We start from the raw sequence: 15228 nt of genomic DNA, 5'->3' as shown, positions 1-15228 counted from the left end.
ATCCGGAGTGCCTAGGGGAGAGTAACGACCGTCGCGGCGAAGACGAGACCCGCCCCGAAGCCGATGATGAGCGCCGTGTCGCCGCTCTTGGCCTTGCCGGTCGCCAGGAGCCGCTCCATCGCGAGCGGGATCGAGGCGGCCGAGGTGTTGCCGGTGGTCTCGATGTCACGGGCGACCGTGACGTGCTCCGGCAGCTTGAGGGTCTTCACCATCGAGTCGATGATCCGCATGTTGGCCTGGTGCGGGATGAAGACGTCCAGGTCGTCCGCCGAGATGCCGGCGGCGTCCAGCGCCTGCTGGGCGACCTTCGCCATCTCGAAGACGGCCCAGCGGAAGACCGCCTGGCCCTCCTGCGTGATGGCGGGGAACTTGATCTCGCCCGCTTCGTTGAGGGGCAGCTTCGACACGTCGCCGACCTGGAACTCGTTCCACGGCACGGTCTGCTTGATCGTCTCGGCCTTGTCGCCCTCCGAACCCCACACGGTGGGGCCGATGTGCGGCTCGTCGGACGGGCCGACGATGACCGCGCCGGCGCCGTCGCCGAACAGGAAGGCCGTCGCACGGTCCTCCAGATCCGTCAGGTCGCTCAGCCGCTCGACGCCGATCACGAGGACGTACTCGGCCGAACCCTCGACGATCATGCCCTTGGCGAGGGTGAGGCCGTAGCCGAAGCCCGCGCAGCCGGCGGAGATGTCGAAGGCGGCGGGCTTGCCGGCGCCGACCTTGTCGGCGATCTCGGTGGCCACGGCCGGGGTCTGCTTGAAGTGCGACACCGTCGAGACGATGACCGCGCCGATCTGCTCGGGGGTGATCCCGGCGTCGGCGACGGCCTTGCCCGCGGCCTCCACCGACATCGCGGTGACGGTCTCCTCGGGGGACGCCCAGTGACGGGTCGCGATGCCGGAGCGCGAGCGGATCCACTCGTCGGACGAGTCGATCTTCTCGAGGATCACCTCGTTGGGCACCACACGGGTCGGGCGGTAGCCGCCGACGCCCATGATGCGCGCGTAGGGGTGGCCCTTGCTGGGCTTGATCTTCGCCATGCTTCTCGACACTCCTTGTCAGGCCGTAGCCGTGGCCGTCTCGGCGACGAGCGTGCGGGCCGCGTCGAGGTCATCCGGGGTCTTGAGCGCCACGGTGCGGACACCGGGCAGGGCGCGCTTCGCGATGCCGGTGAGGGTGCCGCCGGGGCACACCTCGATCAGGGCGGTCGCGCCGAGTGCCTGGAAGGTCTCCATGCACAGGTCCCAGCGGACCGGGTTGGCGACCTGGCCGACCAGGCGGGCGATGATCTCGCCGCCGCCGGTCACGACCTTGCCGTCCTTGTTGGAGACGTAGCGCACGGCCGGGTCGGCCGGGGACAGCTCCGCGGCGGCCTGCTCCAGCTTCGCGACCGCCGGGGCCATGTGGTGCGTGTGGAACGCGCCGGCGACCTTCAGCGGCATCACCCGGCGGACGCCCTCGGGCTTGTCCTCGGCGAGGGCGGCCAGCTGCTCCATGGTGCCGGCGGCGACGATCTGGCCGGCGCCGTTCACGTTCGCCGGGGTCAGGCCGAGCTTCTCGAGGTGGGGGACGACCACCTCGGGCTCGCCGCCGAGCAGCGCCGACATGCCGGTCTCGGTGACGGCGGCGGCCTCGGCCATCGCCAGACCGCGGGTGCGGACCAGACGCAGCGCGGCGGTGTCGTCGAGGACGCCCGCGAACGCGGCCGCGGTGAGCTCGCCGACGCTGTGACCGGCGACCGCGCCGGGCTTCAGGTCGATGCCCTCACCGAGGGCGGCGGCGGACAGCAGACCCGCGGCCACCAGCAGTGGCTGCGCCACGGCGGTGTCGCGGATCTCGTCCGCGTCCGCCTTCGTGCCGTAGTGGGCAAGGTCGAGCCCGATGGCGTCGGACCACGCGGCGACGCGGTCGGCGGCACCGGGGAGGTCGAGCCAGGGAGTCAGGAAGCCGGGCGTCTGAGCGCCTTGGCCGGGAGCGACGAGTACGAGCACCCTCACACTCTCTCTTGGGGACGGTCCCGGACGCCCGTGGGGACAAGGACGAAGAACCGTCGGGGGAATTGTTGGTGTTCGACAAAAGTCTAGGACTGCGTCTCCGCGTCGGCCAAGCGCCCGAGAATGAGGGCGATCCGCAGGGTGAAGGCCGAGCGGACGTCGGACGGCGACCAGCCGGTGACGTCGGTCACACGTCGGAGCCGGTAGCGCACGGTGTTCGGATGGACGAAGAGCATCCGCGCCGCGCCCTCCAGACTGCTCGCCTGCTCCAGATAGACACTGAGCGTCTCCAGGAGCGCCGAGCCCGCTTCCTCCAGCGGTCTGTAGATCTCCTCCACCAGCTGCTCGCGCGCCGAAGGGTCGGAGGCGATCGCGCGCTCCGGCAGGAGATCGTCCGCGAGTACGGGGCGGGGCGCGTCCTGCCAGGCCGAGCAGGCCTTCAGGCCGGCCGCGGCAGCCTGGGCGGAGCGGGTCGCGGCGAGCAGGTCGGGCACCACGGGGCCGGCCACCACCGGTCCGGCCGCGTAGGGCCCGATCAGGGCCTTCGCCACGGCGAGCGGATTATCGTTGCCGCCCGCGATGACGACCAGACGGTCGCCGAGGACACCGGTGAGGACCTGCAGCTTGGCGTGCCGGGCGGCCCGCCGGATCGCCTCCACGGTCAGTTCGCTGTCGCCGTCGGGCGCGGTGCCGAGCACCACGCACACGTTCTCCGGCGAGTTCCAGCCGAGCGCGGCGGCCCGGGACACGGCGCCCTCGTCGGCCTCGCCGGAGAGCACCGCGTTCACGACCAGGGACTCCAGGCGCGCGTCCCAGGCGCCCCGGGCCTCGGCGGCCTGCGCGTACACCTGGGCGGTGGCGAAGGCGATCTCCCGGGCGTAGACGAGCAGCGCCTCGCGCAGCACGCTCTCGTCGCCGGGCGCGGCGACCTCCTCGATCGCCGACTCCATGACCTCGATGGTGGTGCGCACCATCTCGACGGTCTGGCGCAGCGTGATCGCCCGGGTCAGCTCGCGCGGCGCGGTGCCGAAGACATCGGTGGAGATCGCCTGCGGCGTCTCCGGGTGCCGGAACCATTCGGTGAACGCGGCGATGCCGGCCTGCGCGACCAGACCGATCCACGACCGGTTCTCGGGCGGCATCGCCCGGTACCACGGCAGCGTCTCGTCCATGCGGGCAATGGCGCTGGCGGAGAGCCGCCCGGAGGACTGCTCCAGGCGCTTCAGGGTCGCGGCATGCGGGTGAGCGGCGTTCACGGGTTCAGACACGGGGACAAGACTGCCTTATCGGGACGGCCACGTGTCGGGTCGGGGCGGCTCGCGCCCGAACGGCGTGCGGATTCGGGGCCGAGTGGGGCCGAGCGGGCTGCCCGCCGGACCCCGGCGCCGCCACCGTGGTCCCGCCACCCTGATCCCGCCACCCTGATCCCGCTACCGTGATCCCGTGATACGCATCCAGCGCGGCGGGGAGCGGTACCCCGGCGGTGACCCGGAGGCCGGGATCGAGACCCGGCACGCCTTCTCCTTCGGGCGTTTCTACGAGCCCGACAACCTGCGCTTCGGCGCGCTGCTCGCCTGCAACGAGGAGCGGCTCGCGCCCGGCGCGGGCTTCGACGAGCACCCGCACAGCCACACCGAGATCGTCACCTGGGTCGTCGAGGGCGAGCTGACCCACCGCGACTCGGCCGGCCACGCCACCGTCGTACGCCCCGGCGACGTCCAGCGGCTCGGCTCGGCCTCCGGGGTCCGGCACGTGGAGCGCAACGACGGCCCCGACCCGCTGGTCTTCGTGCAGATGTGGCTGGCGCCGCTCGACCCGGGCGGCGAGCCGTCGTACGAGATCGTCCGCGGCATCGCCGACGCCACCCCGTACGCCCTCCCGGAGGCGGGCGCGATGCTCCACGTCCGCCGGCTCGAACAGGGCGAGCGCACCGCGCTCCCGGACGCCGACCACCTCTACGTGCACGTGGTGCGCGGCACCGTACGCCTCTCGGGCGAGGAACTGGCCCCGGGCGACGCGGCCCGCACCACCGCCGAGCAGGGCCTCGCGCTGCTCGCGACGGCGGACGCGGAGGTCCTGGTGTGGGAGATGACGGAGACCGCCCCGCGTTAGCGATCAGCGCAGGGCGCTCTTCTTCTGCCACTGCTCCCAGCTCAGGTTCCAGTCGCCGTAGCCGTTGCCCTCCTCCACCACGCCCTTGGTCTCCGCGCCGGTGATCTCGAAGGGGTCGCCGGGGCGGAGCGCCGCGAACAGGGACGAGGCCTGTTCGGTGCTCATGCCGATGCAGCCGGAACTCTTGTTCGCGCGCCCGAAGTACGCGGCGTTCCACGGCGCCGCGTGCGCGTACATCCCCGACCAGGTCAGCCGCATCGAGTAGTCGACCATCTTGTTGTACGCGTCGCCGAGGCCGACCGTCTCCGAGTTCATCCTGATCGTGCCCTCCTTCGCCATCAGGACGGCCGTGCCCCGCCAGGACCGCTTGTCGCCGCCGGGCGTGCCGCCGGAGACCGGGATGGTGGTGACGGCCTTGCCGTCGCGGACCACGGTGAGCTGGTGGCGGTCGAGGTCGACCTTGACCACCCGGGCGGCCGCGTCGACGGTGAAGCCGGTGCGGTAGTCCCGTACGAACCAGCCGCCGGCCTTCCCCGAGTCGGTGCCGTTGAGGGTCGCGTCCAGGGTGACCTTCGTGCCGGGCTTCCAGTACTCCTTGGGCCGCCAGTCGGCGCGGTCCTTGCCCGAGTAGTCCGTGACCCAGCCCCAGGAGCCCTCGGTGCCGTTGGAGGTGGTGACCTTCAACTGGCGTTCCACGTCGGCCTTGTTGGCCACCGGCCGGTCGAACACGATCGACAGCGGCTGCGCGACGCCCACGGTGGTGTCCTTCCCCGGCGCCAGGCTCAGCTTGTTGACCGTGCCCGCCTCGGGCGTGGAGAAGGTCGAGCGGGAGGTGGTCTCCTTGCCGCCGCTGCCCCGCGCGGTGATCTCGACGGTGTACGAGGTGCCGGGCGCGGCCTTGCGGTCGGAGGTCCAGGAGGCGCCGCCCGTGCCGGTACGGCCCACCAGGACGCCGCCCTTCGTGTCGACGACCTTCACCTCGGCGAGCGAGCCGCCGCTCGCCGTCACGGTGACCGGCTTCCCGGCGGCCGGCGGGACGACGGTCACCTTCGCGGGCGCCCCGTCCGCCGGGGCGGAGCCGCCGCCCTTGGGCGAGGAGTCGTCCGCCGTCGCCGCCGAGCAGGCGGTCAGGGCCACGGCCGAGAGCAGGAGCAGGGGGACGCGTATGCGGGAGCGCAGCACGGGGCAGACCTCCGGGAGATCCGGGAGAGACGGACAAAAGGTGGGATGCGTCGGACTGTAGGCCGCCCCGCGCACCCTCCGCCCCGCCCCGGGCCCATGTGACGACGGCTGCAGAAAAACGGTCATCGTCCGGTCACATTCCTCGCGCGGACCGGTCAACACCGGCTGTGAGCCTGCTGTGCGCCCCACCCGAACGGGGCGGAACAAGGAGGCTCCCCGTTGTGTCAGCGCTGCTCGTGACGCCCGCACCCGCGCCCGTGCCCGCCCACGCCGCCGTGCCGCCGCGGCTCGGACCGGTCACACCGGAGGCGTACCGCGCGTTCCTCGCCACCCGCTCCACCGGCCCCGACGGACCCAGCTTCCTGCAACTCCCCGCCTGGGCCCAGGTGAAGGAGGGCTGGTCGCACCAACTCGTCGGCTGGGGGCCCGCGTCGGGCGAACTCACCGGGGTCGCCCTGGTGCTCCTGCGCCCCTTCCCCGGCACCCGCAAGTACTTCGCCTACCTCCCCGAGGGGCCGGTCGCCGACTGGGCCGACCCCGACATCGACGGCTGGCTCGACCCCCTCCTGAAGCATCTGCGGGCCTCCGGCGCCTTCGCCGTACGCATCGGGCCCGGGCCCGACTACCGGCGCTGGACCGCCGCCACCCTCAAGGCGCACACCGGCCCCGGCCGGCGCCTCGGCGACGTCCTCGCCAGCGAGGTCGACCCGCTCGGCTCGGCCGTCGCCGAACGCCTGCGCGCCCGCGGCTGGCGCAAGTGCGGCGGCGACTCCCAGGACGGCGCCGACGCCCAGCCCCGGCACGTCTACCAGGTGCCGCTGACCGGCCGCAGCTCCGACGACCTGTGGAACGGCCTCAACCAGGAGTGGCGGCGCAACATCCGCAAGGCACGCAAGAGCGGCGTCGAGGTCGTCGTCGGCTCGGCGGCCGACCTGCCCGAGTTCCATCGCCTGCTGCGCATCACGGAGGAGCGCGACGGCTTCCGGCTCGGGCGCTCCCTGGCGTACTACGAGCGGCAGTACGCCGTCCTCAACGCCGAGGAGCCGGGGCGCATGAAGCTCTATCTCGCCCGGCACGAGGGCGAGATCCTGGCCGCCCACACCATGATCACGGTCGGCCGGCGGGTCTGGTACCAGACCGGCGCCTCCGCCGACCACCGCCGCGAGGTCCGCCCCTCCAACGCCCTGCAGTGGCGCATGATGCTCGACGCCCACGCGCTCGGCGCCGACGTCTACGACCTGCGCGGGGTACCCTCCACCCTCGACCCGGACGACCGCGCCCACGGACTCCTGCGCTGGAAGCTCGGCACCGGCGGCCAGGTCGTCGAGACCCTGGGGGAGTGGGAGACACCGATGCCCGGCACGACCAACCACACGCTGTACCGCGCCTTCCAGGCGTATCTGGCCCGCCGATGACGGCTGTCGTCACCGAGGGCACCGGGTCCACGAAGGCGCCGTCCGTGGCGCGCAGCGGCGCGCTCATGGCGGCCGGCTCGCTGGTCTCCCGCGCCACCGGCTTCGTACGGTCCGCGGTCGTCGCGGCGGCCATCGGCACCGGCTTCGTCGCCGACGGCTACGCGGTGGGCAACTCGGTCCCCACCATCGTCTACATGCTGCTCCTCGGCGGCGCCCTCAACGCCGTGTTCGTGCCCGAGCTGGTCAAGGCCGCGAAGGAGCACGAGGACGGCGGCGTCGCCTACACCGACCGGCTGCTCACCGTCTGCGTGCTCGCCCTCACCGTGCTCACGGCGGTCGCCGTGCTCGCCGCGCCCGCGATCGTCGACGGCTACACCGACTACACCGGCGCGCAGCGCGACACCACCATCGCCTTCGCCCGCTCCTGTCTCCCGCAGATCCTCTTCCTGGGACTCTTCACCCTGCTCGGCCAAGTCCTCAACGCCCGCGGTCGGTTCGGCGCCATGATGTGGACGCCGGTCCTCAACAACGTCGTCGTCATCGGCGTGTTCGCCCTCTTCCTCGTCGTGTCGGACGGCGGCGAGCTGACCGCCGGCGAGACCGCGCTGCTCGGCTGGGGCACCACCGCCGGCATCGCCGTCCAGGCCCTCGCCCTCGTGCCCTCGCTGCGCGCCGCCGGCTTCCGCTGGCGGCCCCGCCTCGACTGGCGCGGCAGCGGACTCGCCGCGCCGCTGCGCGCGGCCGGCTGGCTGGTGCTGCTCGTGCTCACCAACCAGGCCGCGTACTGGGTGACGACGAAGGTCGCCACCGCGGCCGGCCAGCGCGCCGAGGGCGCCGGACTCAGCGCGTACAACAACGCCTATCTGCTGTGGGCCGTCCCGCACGGCATCGTCACCGTCGCCCTCGTCACCGCCCTGATGCCGCGGATGAGCGGCGCGGCGGCCGACGGCGACCTCGCCGCCGTGCGCCGCGACGTCGCCTCCGCGCAGCGGACCACCGCCGCGGCCGTCGTCCCCGCCGCCTGCGCCCTGTTCGCGCTCGCCGTGCCGGTGCTCGCGACGGTCTTCCAGTACGGCGTCACGGACGCGGGCGCGGTCCGCTCGATGGCCTGGATCCTGATGGCCCTCGCGCCCGGACTGATCGCCCTGTCCGGCCAGTACGTGTGCACCCGCGCCTTCTACGCCCTGCGCGACACCCGCACCCCGTTCCTGCTCAACCTGGTCATCGCCGGACTGAACGCGCTGCTCGCGGGCGTCTCGTACGCCGTCCTGCCGGCCCGCTGGGCGGTCGCCGGCATGGCGGCCGGCTACTCGCTCGCGCTGTGGGCGGGCTGGGGGGTCACGGCGTGGGTGCTGTCGAGGAGGCTGCGGGGCGTGGCGAGCGCCGGGGGTACGGGGGAGAGCGGGGGTACGGGGGCGGGCGCCGCGCTCGTACGGCTCCTGGTCGCCGCCGTGCCCGCCGCCGGGCTCGGGCTGCTCACCGCCGATCTGACCGGCCCGGCCGGACCCGTCCCCGCCGGCCTGGCCGGGGCCGCCGCGATCGGCGCCGTCTTCGTGCTGCTCGCCCGGCCGCTGCGGCTCACCGAGGTGCGGGCGCTGATCGGGAACGCGACCGGCCGTGTCCGCCGTCTCACCAGGCGGCCCCGATGACCGCCCCCGACCTTGGGATACTCCACAGATGCCACGCGTGCTCCTGATCGAAGACGACCCCTCCGTCCGTGAGGGCGTCGAACTCGGCCTGCGCCGCCGCGGCCACGAGGTGCGGACCGCCGCCACCGGCGAGGCGGGCCTCGCCGCGCTCCGCGAGTTCCGCCCCGACCTGCTGCTGCTCGACCTGATGCTGCCCGGCATGAATGGCGTCCAGGTGTGCCGCCGGGTCCGCGAGAGCAGCCAGCTGCCGATCATCATGCTCACCGCCCGCGGCGACGACTTCGACGTGGTGGTCGGCCTGGAGGCCGGCGCCGACGACTACATCGTCAAGCCAGCCCGTACCGAGGTCATCGAGGCCCGCATCCGCGCCGTGCTGCGCCGCATCGAGGAGCCCGGCGGCGGGCGGCCCGCCGTGGAGTTCCACGGCGAACTGGCCGTCGACCGGGCCGGCCTCACCGTCGCCAAGAACGGCGAACGCGTCGCCCTCGCCCCCTCCGAGCTCAAGCTGCTGCTCCATCTGACCGCCGCCCCCGAGCAGGTCTTCAGCCGCCAGCAGCTCCTCGAACACGTCTGGGAGCACAGCTTCCACGGCGACGCGCGACTGGTCGACGCGTGCGTCCGGCGGCTGCGCAACAAGATCGAGGACACCCCGGGGGAGCCGCGCTACATCCAGACGCTGCGGGGATTCGGCTACCGCTTCGGCCCGCTCCAGTGAGGACCGTGACGGTGAGATCCGTGCTGGTGAGACCCGTGCTTGCGAGCCCCGTGTCAGTGAGCCCCGTGCCGGTGCGCACCGGCCTCGGGAGGGCCGCGGCGTGAAGGCCCATGTCCCCGGTGACGTCGACCGGCCGCCGAGACGGCGCCTGCCGCGCGCCTTCGGGCTGCGCACCCGGCTCGTCCTCGCCTTTCTCCTCGTCGCCGCCGTCGGCTGCGGCACCACTGCCGCGCTGACCTACCGCGCCGCGCGCACCGCGATCCTGGAGCAGACCCAGGACACCGCCGTCTCCGCCTTCCGGCAGCAGGTCGAGACCCTGACCATCCAGCTGCCGGTCAGCCGCGACGGACTGCGGAACGAGCTCCAGCGGATCGCCCGGCAGGGCAAGCCGCGCCCGTGGCGGGTCTACGCGGAATACGGCGACCTGCGGGTCTCCTCCACCGACCGGCCCGAGTCCAGCGTCCTCACCCCCGAACTGCGCCGCCGCGCCACCGCCGACGGCACCATCCACGGCAGCTTCCAGCGGGTGGTCAAGGATGGGACGCCGTACCTCACCGTCGCCGTCCCGGCGGTCTTCGGCAACTTCGCCGGCCAGCCGGAGGGCCACCCCACCGGGCTCGTGGTCTACGCGGTGATGGACCTCGGCGTGGAGGAGGCCAACATCGAGGCCATGCTGCTTGCCGCCCGCGACGGCGCGCTGCCCGCGCTGCTCGTGGCCCTCGTCCCGGCGCTGCTCGCCGCCCGGGGTGTGCTGCGGCCGGTACGGGAGCTGCGGCGCGCCGCCCACAGCATGGGCCGGGGCCGCCTGGACACCCGTATCCACGCCAAGGGCAGCGACGAACTCGCCGATCTGGCACGGACGTTCAACGAATCGGCGGCGGAGCTGGAACGGTCGGTGACCGAGCTGCGGCGGGCCGAGGCGCGCGCCCGGCGGTTCGCCTCGGACGTCTCGCACGAGCTGCGCACCCCGCTGGCCGGCATGCTCGCGGTGACCGAGGTGCTCGACGAGGACGCCGGCGCGCTCGACTCGGACACCGCCCGCGCGGTACGCCTGATCAGCGCGGAGACCGGCAAACTGGCCGTGCTCGTCGAGGACCTGATGGAGATCTCGCGCTTCGACGCGCGCGCCGCCGAGCTGCACACGGACGAGGTGGACGCGGCGGAGATGGTCCGCAAGACCCTGCAGAACCGGCACTGGAACCAGGTGGTGACGGAGCTCGCCGACGGCATCCGCGCCCGGCTCGACCCGCGCCGCTTCGACGTGGTCGTGGCGAACCTGGTCGGCAACGCGCTGCGGCACGGCGCGCAGCCGGTGACGGTGCGGGTGTACGCGGAGGGGGCGGGGACCGGGACGGGGTCGGGGCCGGGGGTGCTGGTCACGGAGGTCGCCGACCGGGGCCCGGGCATCCCCGAGGACGTCCTGCCGCATGTCTTCGACCGCTTCTACAAGGCCGACCAGGCCCGTACGCGTTCGGCGGGCAGTGGGCTCGGGCTCGCGATCACCCTGGAGAACGTACGGCTGCACGGCGGCACGGTCGTCGCGGCCAACCGCCCCGACGGCGGTGCCGTCTTCACGGTCAGGATCCCGCTGTGAGCCGCCGCCGGACGTGGCCGGGTCTCGCCGCCCTGCTGAGCCTGGCGTGCCTGCCGGTGCTCGCGGGCTGCGGCATCCAGGGCAGCGACGTGGTCGAGGCCGGGGGCCCGGCGCCGGTCACCGTGCAGCCGACGGCCAGCCCGCGGGTCGTACTGTTCTTCACCGGCAAGGACGGGCGGCTGATGATGGTCCTCCGGTCCGTCGGCTTCTTCCCCGACCCGGCGTCCAGCGCGGGCACCGGGCGCGGGGTGGACCCGACCTTCCCGGCCGACGGCTCCGACCGGATCGCCGCCGACAAGGTGCTGACCGCGCTTCTGGAGGGCCCGGCGGCGGAGGAGCGCGCCGCAGGTCTCACCACCCGGCTCAGCTTCCACGGCCGTGGCGAACCCCATCTCACCCTGCCCGTCCCCAACGGCCCCCGGCAGCTCAGCCTCCGGGTCGCGGTCCGGGTCCGCGACCTGGACCCGGTCGCCGTCCAGCAGTTGGTGTGCACCGCCGCGTACGCCGAGGGCGAGAAGTTCGGCACCGGGATCCCGGTCGTCGTCTCGGGCACGGACGGCGCGCTGCCCGCGACGAGCTGCGAGGTGTCGTAAGGCGTAAGGCGTAAGGCCGGTTACGGAGCGACCAGCGCCGCCACCACCCGCCGTACCGCCGGGCGCGGGTCGGGTGCGCCCGGCCAGGACGTCATCAGCAGGTGGTGGGCGGTGCCGACGAGGGCGAGGGCGGCGGTGGCCGGGTCGAGGCCGGCCGGTACCCGGGCCAGGTCGCGTTCGGCGGCCAGATAGCCGGCGATGGCGGCCTCGATCGCGGCGAAGCCGGGGGCGCCGGACTCCAGGGCCTCGCGGACCCGGGCCGACGCGGCGGGGCGGGACATGACGAGGCCGGAGACGGCGGGGCCGTCGGAGGCGAACAGGGCCAGGACCACGGCGTCGAGGTTGCCGGTGACGGTGCCCCGGCCGGCCAGGCCTTCGAGGGCGCGGGCGCGTTCGGCGGTGCGGGCGAAGCGGTCGAGGCAGAGCTCGGCCACGAACTCGTCGAAGCCCGCGAAGTGCGCGTGCAGCAGGCCCTTCGCACAGCCCGCCTCGGTCGTCACGGAACGGCTGGTGAGCGCGCCGGGGCCGTCCCGCTCCACGACCCGCTCGGCGGCGGCGAACAGGCGCTCGCGCACGTCGGGCGTCGCCACTCCACGCGGTGACATGACGGTCCCTACCTCTCCCTCTCGGCCCTTTCTCGGCCCACTCTCGGCTGCTCCCCGGATCGTAATCGGGATTGCGGGTATGGGCACGCGCCCATACTGTTTGGGCAAGCGCCCATTCTCAAGCCCGGTCGTAGGAGGCAGCCATGCCCGAGATCGTCAACACCGCCCAGGAGCAGGCCTGGAACGGCCCCGAAGGCACCCACTGGGCCCGCCACCAGGACCGCTGGAACGCCGTCAACGAGGGCTTCGACGAGCCGCTGCTCACCGCCGCCCGCATCGCCGAGGACACCCGCACCCGCACCCTCGACATCGGCTGCGGCGCCGGCCAGACCACCGTCCTCGCCGCCCGCCGCGCCCCGGCCGGCCGGGCCCTCGGGCTCGACCTGTCCGGCCCGATGCTCGCCGAGGCCCGCGCCCGCGCCGCCCGCGAAGGCGTCGGCAACGCCGCCTTCGTCCAGGGCGACGCCCAGACCCACCCCCTGGAGGACGGCGCCTTCGACGCGGCCGTCAGCCGCTACGGCGTGATGTTCTTCGCCGACCCCGAGGCCGCCTTCGGCAACATCGCCCGGGCCCTGCGCCCCGGCGGCCGCCTCGCCTTCGTCTGCCCGGCCGAACCCGGGCTCAACGACTGGCTGGTCGCCATGACCTCACTGCGCGACCTGCTCCCGGTCGGCGACCTGGGCACCCCCGGGCAGCCCGGGATGTTCTCCCTCTCCGCCCCCGACCGCATCCGCGCGGTCCTCACCCCCGCCGGCCTCACCGACATCGCCGTCGACCGCGCCGACGCCCACGGCAACTGGGGCTCCGACGCCGAAGACGCCGCCGACTTCCTGCTGCTCTCCGGCCCGGGGCAGCACTTCACGGCCCAGGTCGACCAGGCCACTCGGGACCGCGCCCGCCAGACGCTCACCGACCACCTCCGCGCCCATGAGACCGCGGACGGCACGGTACGGCTGCGCAGCGCGTCCTGGCTGGTCACGGCGACCCGGCCGTGAGGGCGCCGGCCGGTCTCTAGCCGCGCGCCGCCCGCAGCTCCGCGAGGACCGCGTCCGTGAACGGGGGCCAGGCCTCGATCGCCCACGGGCCGAAGGCGCGGTCCGTCAGCGCCACGCACGCCGCGCCCGCCTCCGGGTCGATCCAGAGGAAGGTGCCCGACTGGCCGAAGTGCCCGAAGGTCCGCGGCGAGGAGGTGGCGCCGGTCCAGTGCGGGGCCTTGCCGTCGCGGATCTCGAAGCCGAGGCCCCAGTCGTTGGGCCGCTGGTGCCCGTAACCCGGCAGGATTCCGGTCAGACCGGGGTACGTGACGGTCATCGCGTCCAGGACCGTGCGCGGGTCGAGCAGCCGCGGCGCCTGCACCTCGGCGGCGAAGCGCACCAGGTCGTCCACGGTCGACAGCCCGTCCTTGGCGGGCGAGCCCTCCAGGGTGGTGGCCGTCATGCCCAGCGGTTCCAGGACGGCCTGGTGCAGATACTCGGCGAAGGGGATGTCCGTCGCCTTGGCGACATGGTCGCCGAGCGCCTCGAAGCCGGTGTTGGAGTAGATCCGGCGGGTGCCGGGGGCCGCCGTCACCCGGTTCTCGTCGAACGCGAGCCCGGAGGTGTGCGCGAGCAGATGCCGTACGGTCGCGCCCTCCGGCCCGGCCGGCTCGTCGAGGTCGATCGCCCCCTCCTCGTACGCCACGAGCACCGCGTACGCCGCGAGCGGCTTGGTGACGGAGGCGAGCGGGAAACGCCGGTCGGTGGGGCCGTGGGACCCGGCCAGGGTGCCGTCCGCGCGGACCACGGCGGCCGCCGCGTGCGGGACGGGCCAGTTCTCGATCGACGCCAGGCTGGGCAAGCTGCTCTGCATGCAGCCGAGCCTACTTGCTTCGAGTGCACTCCAACCTTTTAGCGTGGAGGTCATGAGCGTGATCGAGAGCACGAGCACGAACACGGCGGCCGCCCCCCTCGCACAGGAGCGGTTCACCATCAGCGAGGTCGCGGCCCTCACCGGCCTCACCGCGCACACCCTGCGCTGGTACGAGCGGATCGGCCTCATGCCGCACGTCGACCGGTCCCACACCGGCCAGCGCCGCTTCGGCCGGCGCGACCTGGACTGGCTCGCCTTCGTCGGCAAGCTGCGGCTCACCGGCATGGCCGTCGCCGACATGGTGCGCTACGCGGAGCTGGTGCGCGAGGGCGCCCACACCCACGACCAGCGGCGCGCCCTCCTGGAGGCCACCCGGGACGACGTCGTCACCCGGATCGCCGAACTCCAGGACGCCCTCGCCGTGCTCGACCTCAAGATCGACCACTACGGCACCGTCTGCGGAGGAACCCCGTCATGACCACACTGAACGGCAAGATCGACACCGTCCGCCTCGGCGGCCCGGACGGCCCCGAGACCGGTGTGCAGGGCTTCGGCGCGATGGGCATCAGCGAGTTCTACGGCGACACCGACGAGGCCGCCGCCCGCGACACCCTCGAAGCGGCCCTGGAGGCCGGCGTCACCCTGATCGACACGGCCGACGCGTACGGGCACGGCGCCAACGAGGAGTTCCTCGCGCCGTTCGTCGCCGCGCACCGCGACGAGATCGTCCTCGCCACCAAGTTCGCCCTGGAGCGGCGCGTCGACGACCCCACCTACCGGGGCATCAACAACGACCCCGCCTACATCCGCAAGAGCGTCGAGGGCAGCCTGCGCCGCCTCGGGGTCGAGACCATCGACCTCTACTACATGCACCGCCGCGACCCGGCCGTGCCGTTCGCCGAATCCGTCGGCACCATGGCCGAGCTGGTCAAGGAGGGCAAGGTCCGGCAGCTCGGGCTGAGCGAGGTGACCGGCCCGGAGCTGCGCGAGGCGTACGCCGTCCACCCGATCGCCGCCCTCCAGTCGGAGTGGTCGCTGTTCTCCCGCGACGTGGAGCACAGCGCGGTCGGCGCTGCCGCCGAGCTCGGCGTGACCTTCGTGCCGTACTCGCCGCTCGGCCGCGGCTTCCTCACCGGCTCCTTCGCGGATGCCGGAAAGGAGCTCGCGGAAGGAGACTTCCGCCGCAGCCAGCCGCGCTTCACCGGCGAGAACGCCGAGCGCAACGCGACCCTGCTCGAACCCCTCCGCGCGATCGCGGCCGAGCACGACGCCACGCCGGCCCAGATCGCCCTGGCCTGGCTCCACCACCGCCCCGCCGTCCACGGCCTCACCGTCGTCCCCATCCCCGGCACCCGCAAGCGCACCCGCCTCCTGGAGAACGCCGCCGCCACCCGGATCAAGCTCTCGGCCGCCGACCTCGCCGCCCTGGAGCCCATCGCCGCCCTGGTCACCGGCGACCGCTACCCGGACATGCGCTCCACCTCGGCGGCCCGGGAGGCCTGACGCCCGCCGCGGTCC

At 73.5% G+C, this 15228-nt stretch carries 15 protein-coding genes; 9 read left to right on the top strand and 6 right to left on the bottom strand.

Features of this window, described 5'->3' with window-relative positions:
• Positions 1 to 11 precede the first annotated feature (11 nt).
• The 3 genes from KV205_RS03835 to fasR form a co-directional block, all read right to left on the bottom strand.
• Positions 12 to 1043, bottom strand: a complete 1032-nt coding sequence (locus KV205_RS03835) for a ketoacyl-ACP synthase III (RefSeq protein ID WP_265862118.1) — start codon at positions 1041 to 1043, stop codon at positions 12 to 14.
• A gap of 18 nt (positions 1044 to 1061) precedes the next feature.
• Positions 1062 to 1994, bottom strand: coding sequence for an ACP S-malonyltransferase (locus tag KV205_RS03830; protein ID WP_265862117.1), 933 nt, complete (start codon positions 1992 to 1994; stop codon positions 1062 to 1064).
• 89 nt (positions 1995 to 2083) lie between these two features.
• Positions 2084 to 3265: a fatty acid biosynthesis transcriptional regulator FasR gene (gene fasR, locus KV205_RS03825; RefSeq protein WP_265862115.1), complete on the bottom strand. Its 1182-nt coding sequence runs from the start codon at positions 3263 to 3265 to the stop codon at positions 2084 to 2086.
• Between the two features lie 178 nt (positions 3266 to 3443).
• Between fasR and KV205_RS03820 the strand changes: the two genes are divergently transcribed.
• Positions 3444 to 4109 carry a pirin family protein gene (locus tag KV205_RS03820; protein ID WP_374214632.1) on the top strand — a complete coding sequence of 222 codons (666 nt, stop codon included), beginning with the start codon at positions 3444 to 3446 and terminating at the stop codon, positions 4107 to 4109.
• A 3-nt stretch (positions 4110 to 4112) separates the two neighbouring features.
• Here the strand turns inward: KV205_RS03820 and KV205_RS03815 are convergent, their stop codons facing one another.
• Positions 4113 to 5291, bottom strand: coding sequence for an Ig-like domain-containing protein (locus tag KV205_RS03815; RefSeq protein ID WP_265862111.1), 1179 nt, complete (start codon positions 5289 to 5291; stop codon positions 4113 to 4115).
• Between the two features lie 221 nt (positions 5292 to 5512).
• Between KV205_RS03815 and KV205_RS03810 the strand changes: the two genes are divergently transcribed.
• The 5 genes from KV205_RS03810 (at position 5513) to KV205_RS03790 (ending at position 11257) form a co-directional block, all read left to right on the top strand.
• Complete coding sequence (locus tag KV205_RS03810; protein ID WP_374214615.1) at positions 5513 to 6706, top strand: lipid II:glycine glycyltransferase FemX; 1194 nt, start codon at positions 5513 to 5515, stop codon at positions 6704 to 6706.
• Entirely contained in the window at positions 6703 to 8355 is a 1653-nt protein-coding gene (gene murJ, locus KV205_RS03805; RefSeq protein ID WP_265862109.1) for a murein biosynthesis integral membrane protein MurJ, read from the top strand. The genes KV205_RS03810 and murJ overlap by 4 nt, the downstream gene beginning before the upstream one ends.
• Before the next feature lie 28 nt (positions 8356 to 8383).
• Positions 8384 to 9070: a response regulator transcription factor gene (locus tag KV205_RS03800; protein WP_265862108.1), complete on the top strand. Its 687-nt coding sequence runs from the start codon at positions 8384 to 8386 to the stop codon at positions 9068 to 9070.
• Positions 9071 to 9170: 100 nt separating this feature from the next.
• Entirely contained in the window at positions 9171 to 10664 is a 1494-nt protein-coding gene (locus tag KV205_RS03795) for a cell wall metabolism sensor histidine kinase WalK (protein ID WP_265862107.1), read from the top strand.
• The gene (locus tag KV205_RS03790) at positions 10661 to 11257 is read left to right on the top strand and encodes a hypothetical protein (protein ID WP_265862106.1); all 597 of its coding nucleotides are present in this window, start codon (positions 10661 to 10663) and stop codon (positions 11255 to 11257) included. The genes KV205_RS03795 and KV205_RS03790 overlap by 4 nt, the downstream gene beginning before the upstream one ends.
• 20 nt (positions 11258 to 11277) lie before the next feature.
• On the opposite strand, the gene KV205_RS03785 is transcribed toward KV205_RS03790, so the two are convergent.
• Positions 11278 to 11862, bottom strand: a complete 585-nt coding sequence (locus tag KV205_RS03785; protein ID WP_265862105.1) for a TetR/AcrR family transcriptional regulator — start codon at positions 11860 to 11862, stop codon at positions 11278 to 11280.
• Positions 11863 to 12005: 143 nt separating this feature from the next.
• Between KV205_RS03785 and KV205_RS03780 the strand changes: the two genes are divergently transcribed.
• Positions 12006 to 12857, top strand: coding sequence for a class I SAM-dependent methyltransferase (locus KV205_RS03780; RefSeq protein ID WP_265862104.1), 852 nt, complete (start codon positions 12006 to 12008; stop codon positions 12855 to 12857).
• Positions 12858 to 12873: 16 nt separating this feature from the next.
• On the opposite strand, the gene KV205_RS03775 is transcribed toward KV205_RS03780, so the two are convergent.
• Positions 12874 to 13710, bottom strand: coding sequence for a serine hydrolase (locus KV205_RS03775; protein WP_265862103.1), 837 nt, complete (start codon positions 13708 to 13710; stop codon positions 12874 to 12876).
• 52 nt (positions 13711 to 13762) lie between these two features.
• On the opposite strand from KV205_RS03775, the gene KV205_RS03770 reads away from it, so the two are divergent.
• Both KV205_RS03770 and KV205_RS03765 read left to right on the top strand, forming a co-directional pair.
• Positions 13763 to 14188 carry a MerR family transcriptional regulator gene (locus tag KV205_RS03770; protein ID WP_265862102.1) on the top strand — a complete coding sequence of 142 codons (426 nt, stop codon included), beginning with the start codon at positions 13763 to 13765 and terminating at the stop codon, positions 14186 to 14188.
• Positions 14185 to 15213, top strand: coding sequence for an aldo/keto reductase (locus KV205_RS03765; RefSeq protein WP_265862101.1), 1029 nt, complete (start codon positions 14185 to 14187; stop codon positions 15211 to 15213). Before KV205_RS03770 ends, KV205_RS03765 begins: the two co-directional genes overlap by 4 nt.
• Positions 15214 to 15228 lie beyond the last annotated feature (15 nt).

The organism is Streptomyces sp. SKN60, from assembly GCF_026236535.1.
In the GTDB taxonomy this organism is placed as follows: domain Bacteria; phylum Actinomycetota; class Actinomycetes; order Streptomycetales; family Streptomycetaceae; genus Streptomyces.
The sequence above is the reverse complement of the archived record's forward strand: the minus strand, read 5'-3'. Positions and strand labels throughout refer to the sequence as shown.

What these genes read in the sequence shown, in the direction of transcription:
- KV205_RS03835 (WP_265862118.1), bottom strand. Translation starts at nt 1,043, where the DNA reads ATGGCGAAGATCAAGCCCAGCAAGGGCCACCCCTACGCGCGCATCATG.
- murJ (WP_265862109.1), top strand. Translation starts at nt 6,703, where the DNA reads ATGACGGCTGTCGTCACCGAGGGCACCGGGTCCACGAAGGCGCCGTCC.
- KV205_RS03800 (WP_265862108.1), top strand. Translation starts at nt 8,384, where the DNA reads ATGCCACGCGTGCTCCTGATCGAAGACGACCCCTCCGTCCGTGAGGGC.
- KV205_RS03785 (WP_265862105.1), bottom strand. Translation starts at nt 11,862, where the DNA reads ATGTCACCGCGTGGAGTGGCGACGCCCGACGTGCGCGAGCGCCTGTTC.
- KV205_RS03780 (WP_265862104.1), top strand. Translation starts at nt 12,006, where the DNA reads ATGCCCGAGATCGTCAACACCGCCCAGGAGCAGGCCTGGAACGGCCCC.
- KV205_RS03775 (WP_265862103.1), bottom strand. Translation starts at nt 13,710, where the DNA reads ATGCAGAGCAGCTTGCCCAGCCTGGCGTCGATCGAGAACTGGCCCGTC.
- KV205_RS03770 (WP_265862102.1), top strand. Translation starts at nt 13,763, where the DNA reads ATGAGCGTGATCGAGAGCACGAGCACGAACACGGCGGCCGCCCCCCTC.
- KV205_RS03765 (WP_265862101.1), top strand. Translation starts at nt 14,185, where the DNA reads ATGACCACACTGAACGGCAAGATCGACACCGTCCGCCTCGGCGGCCCG.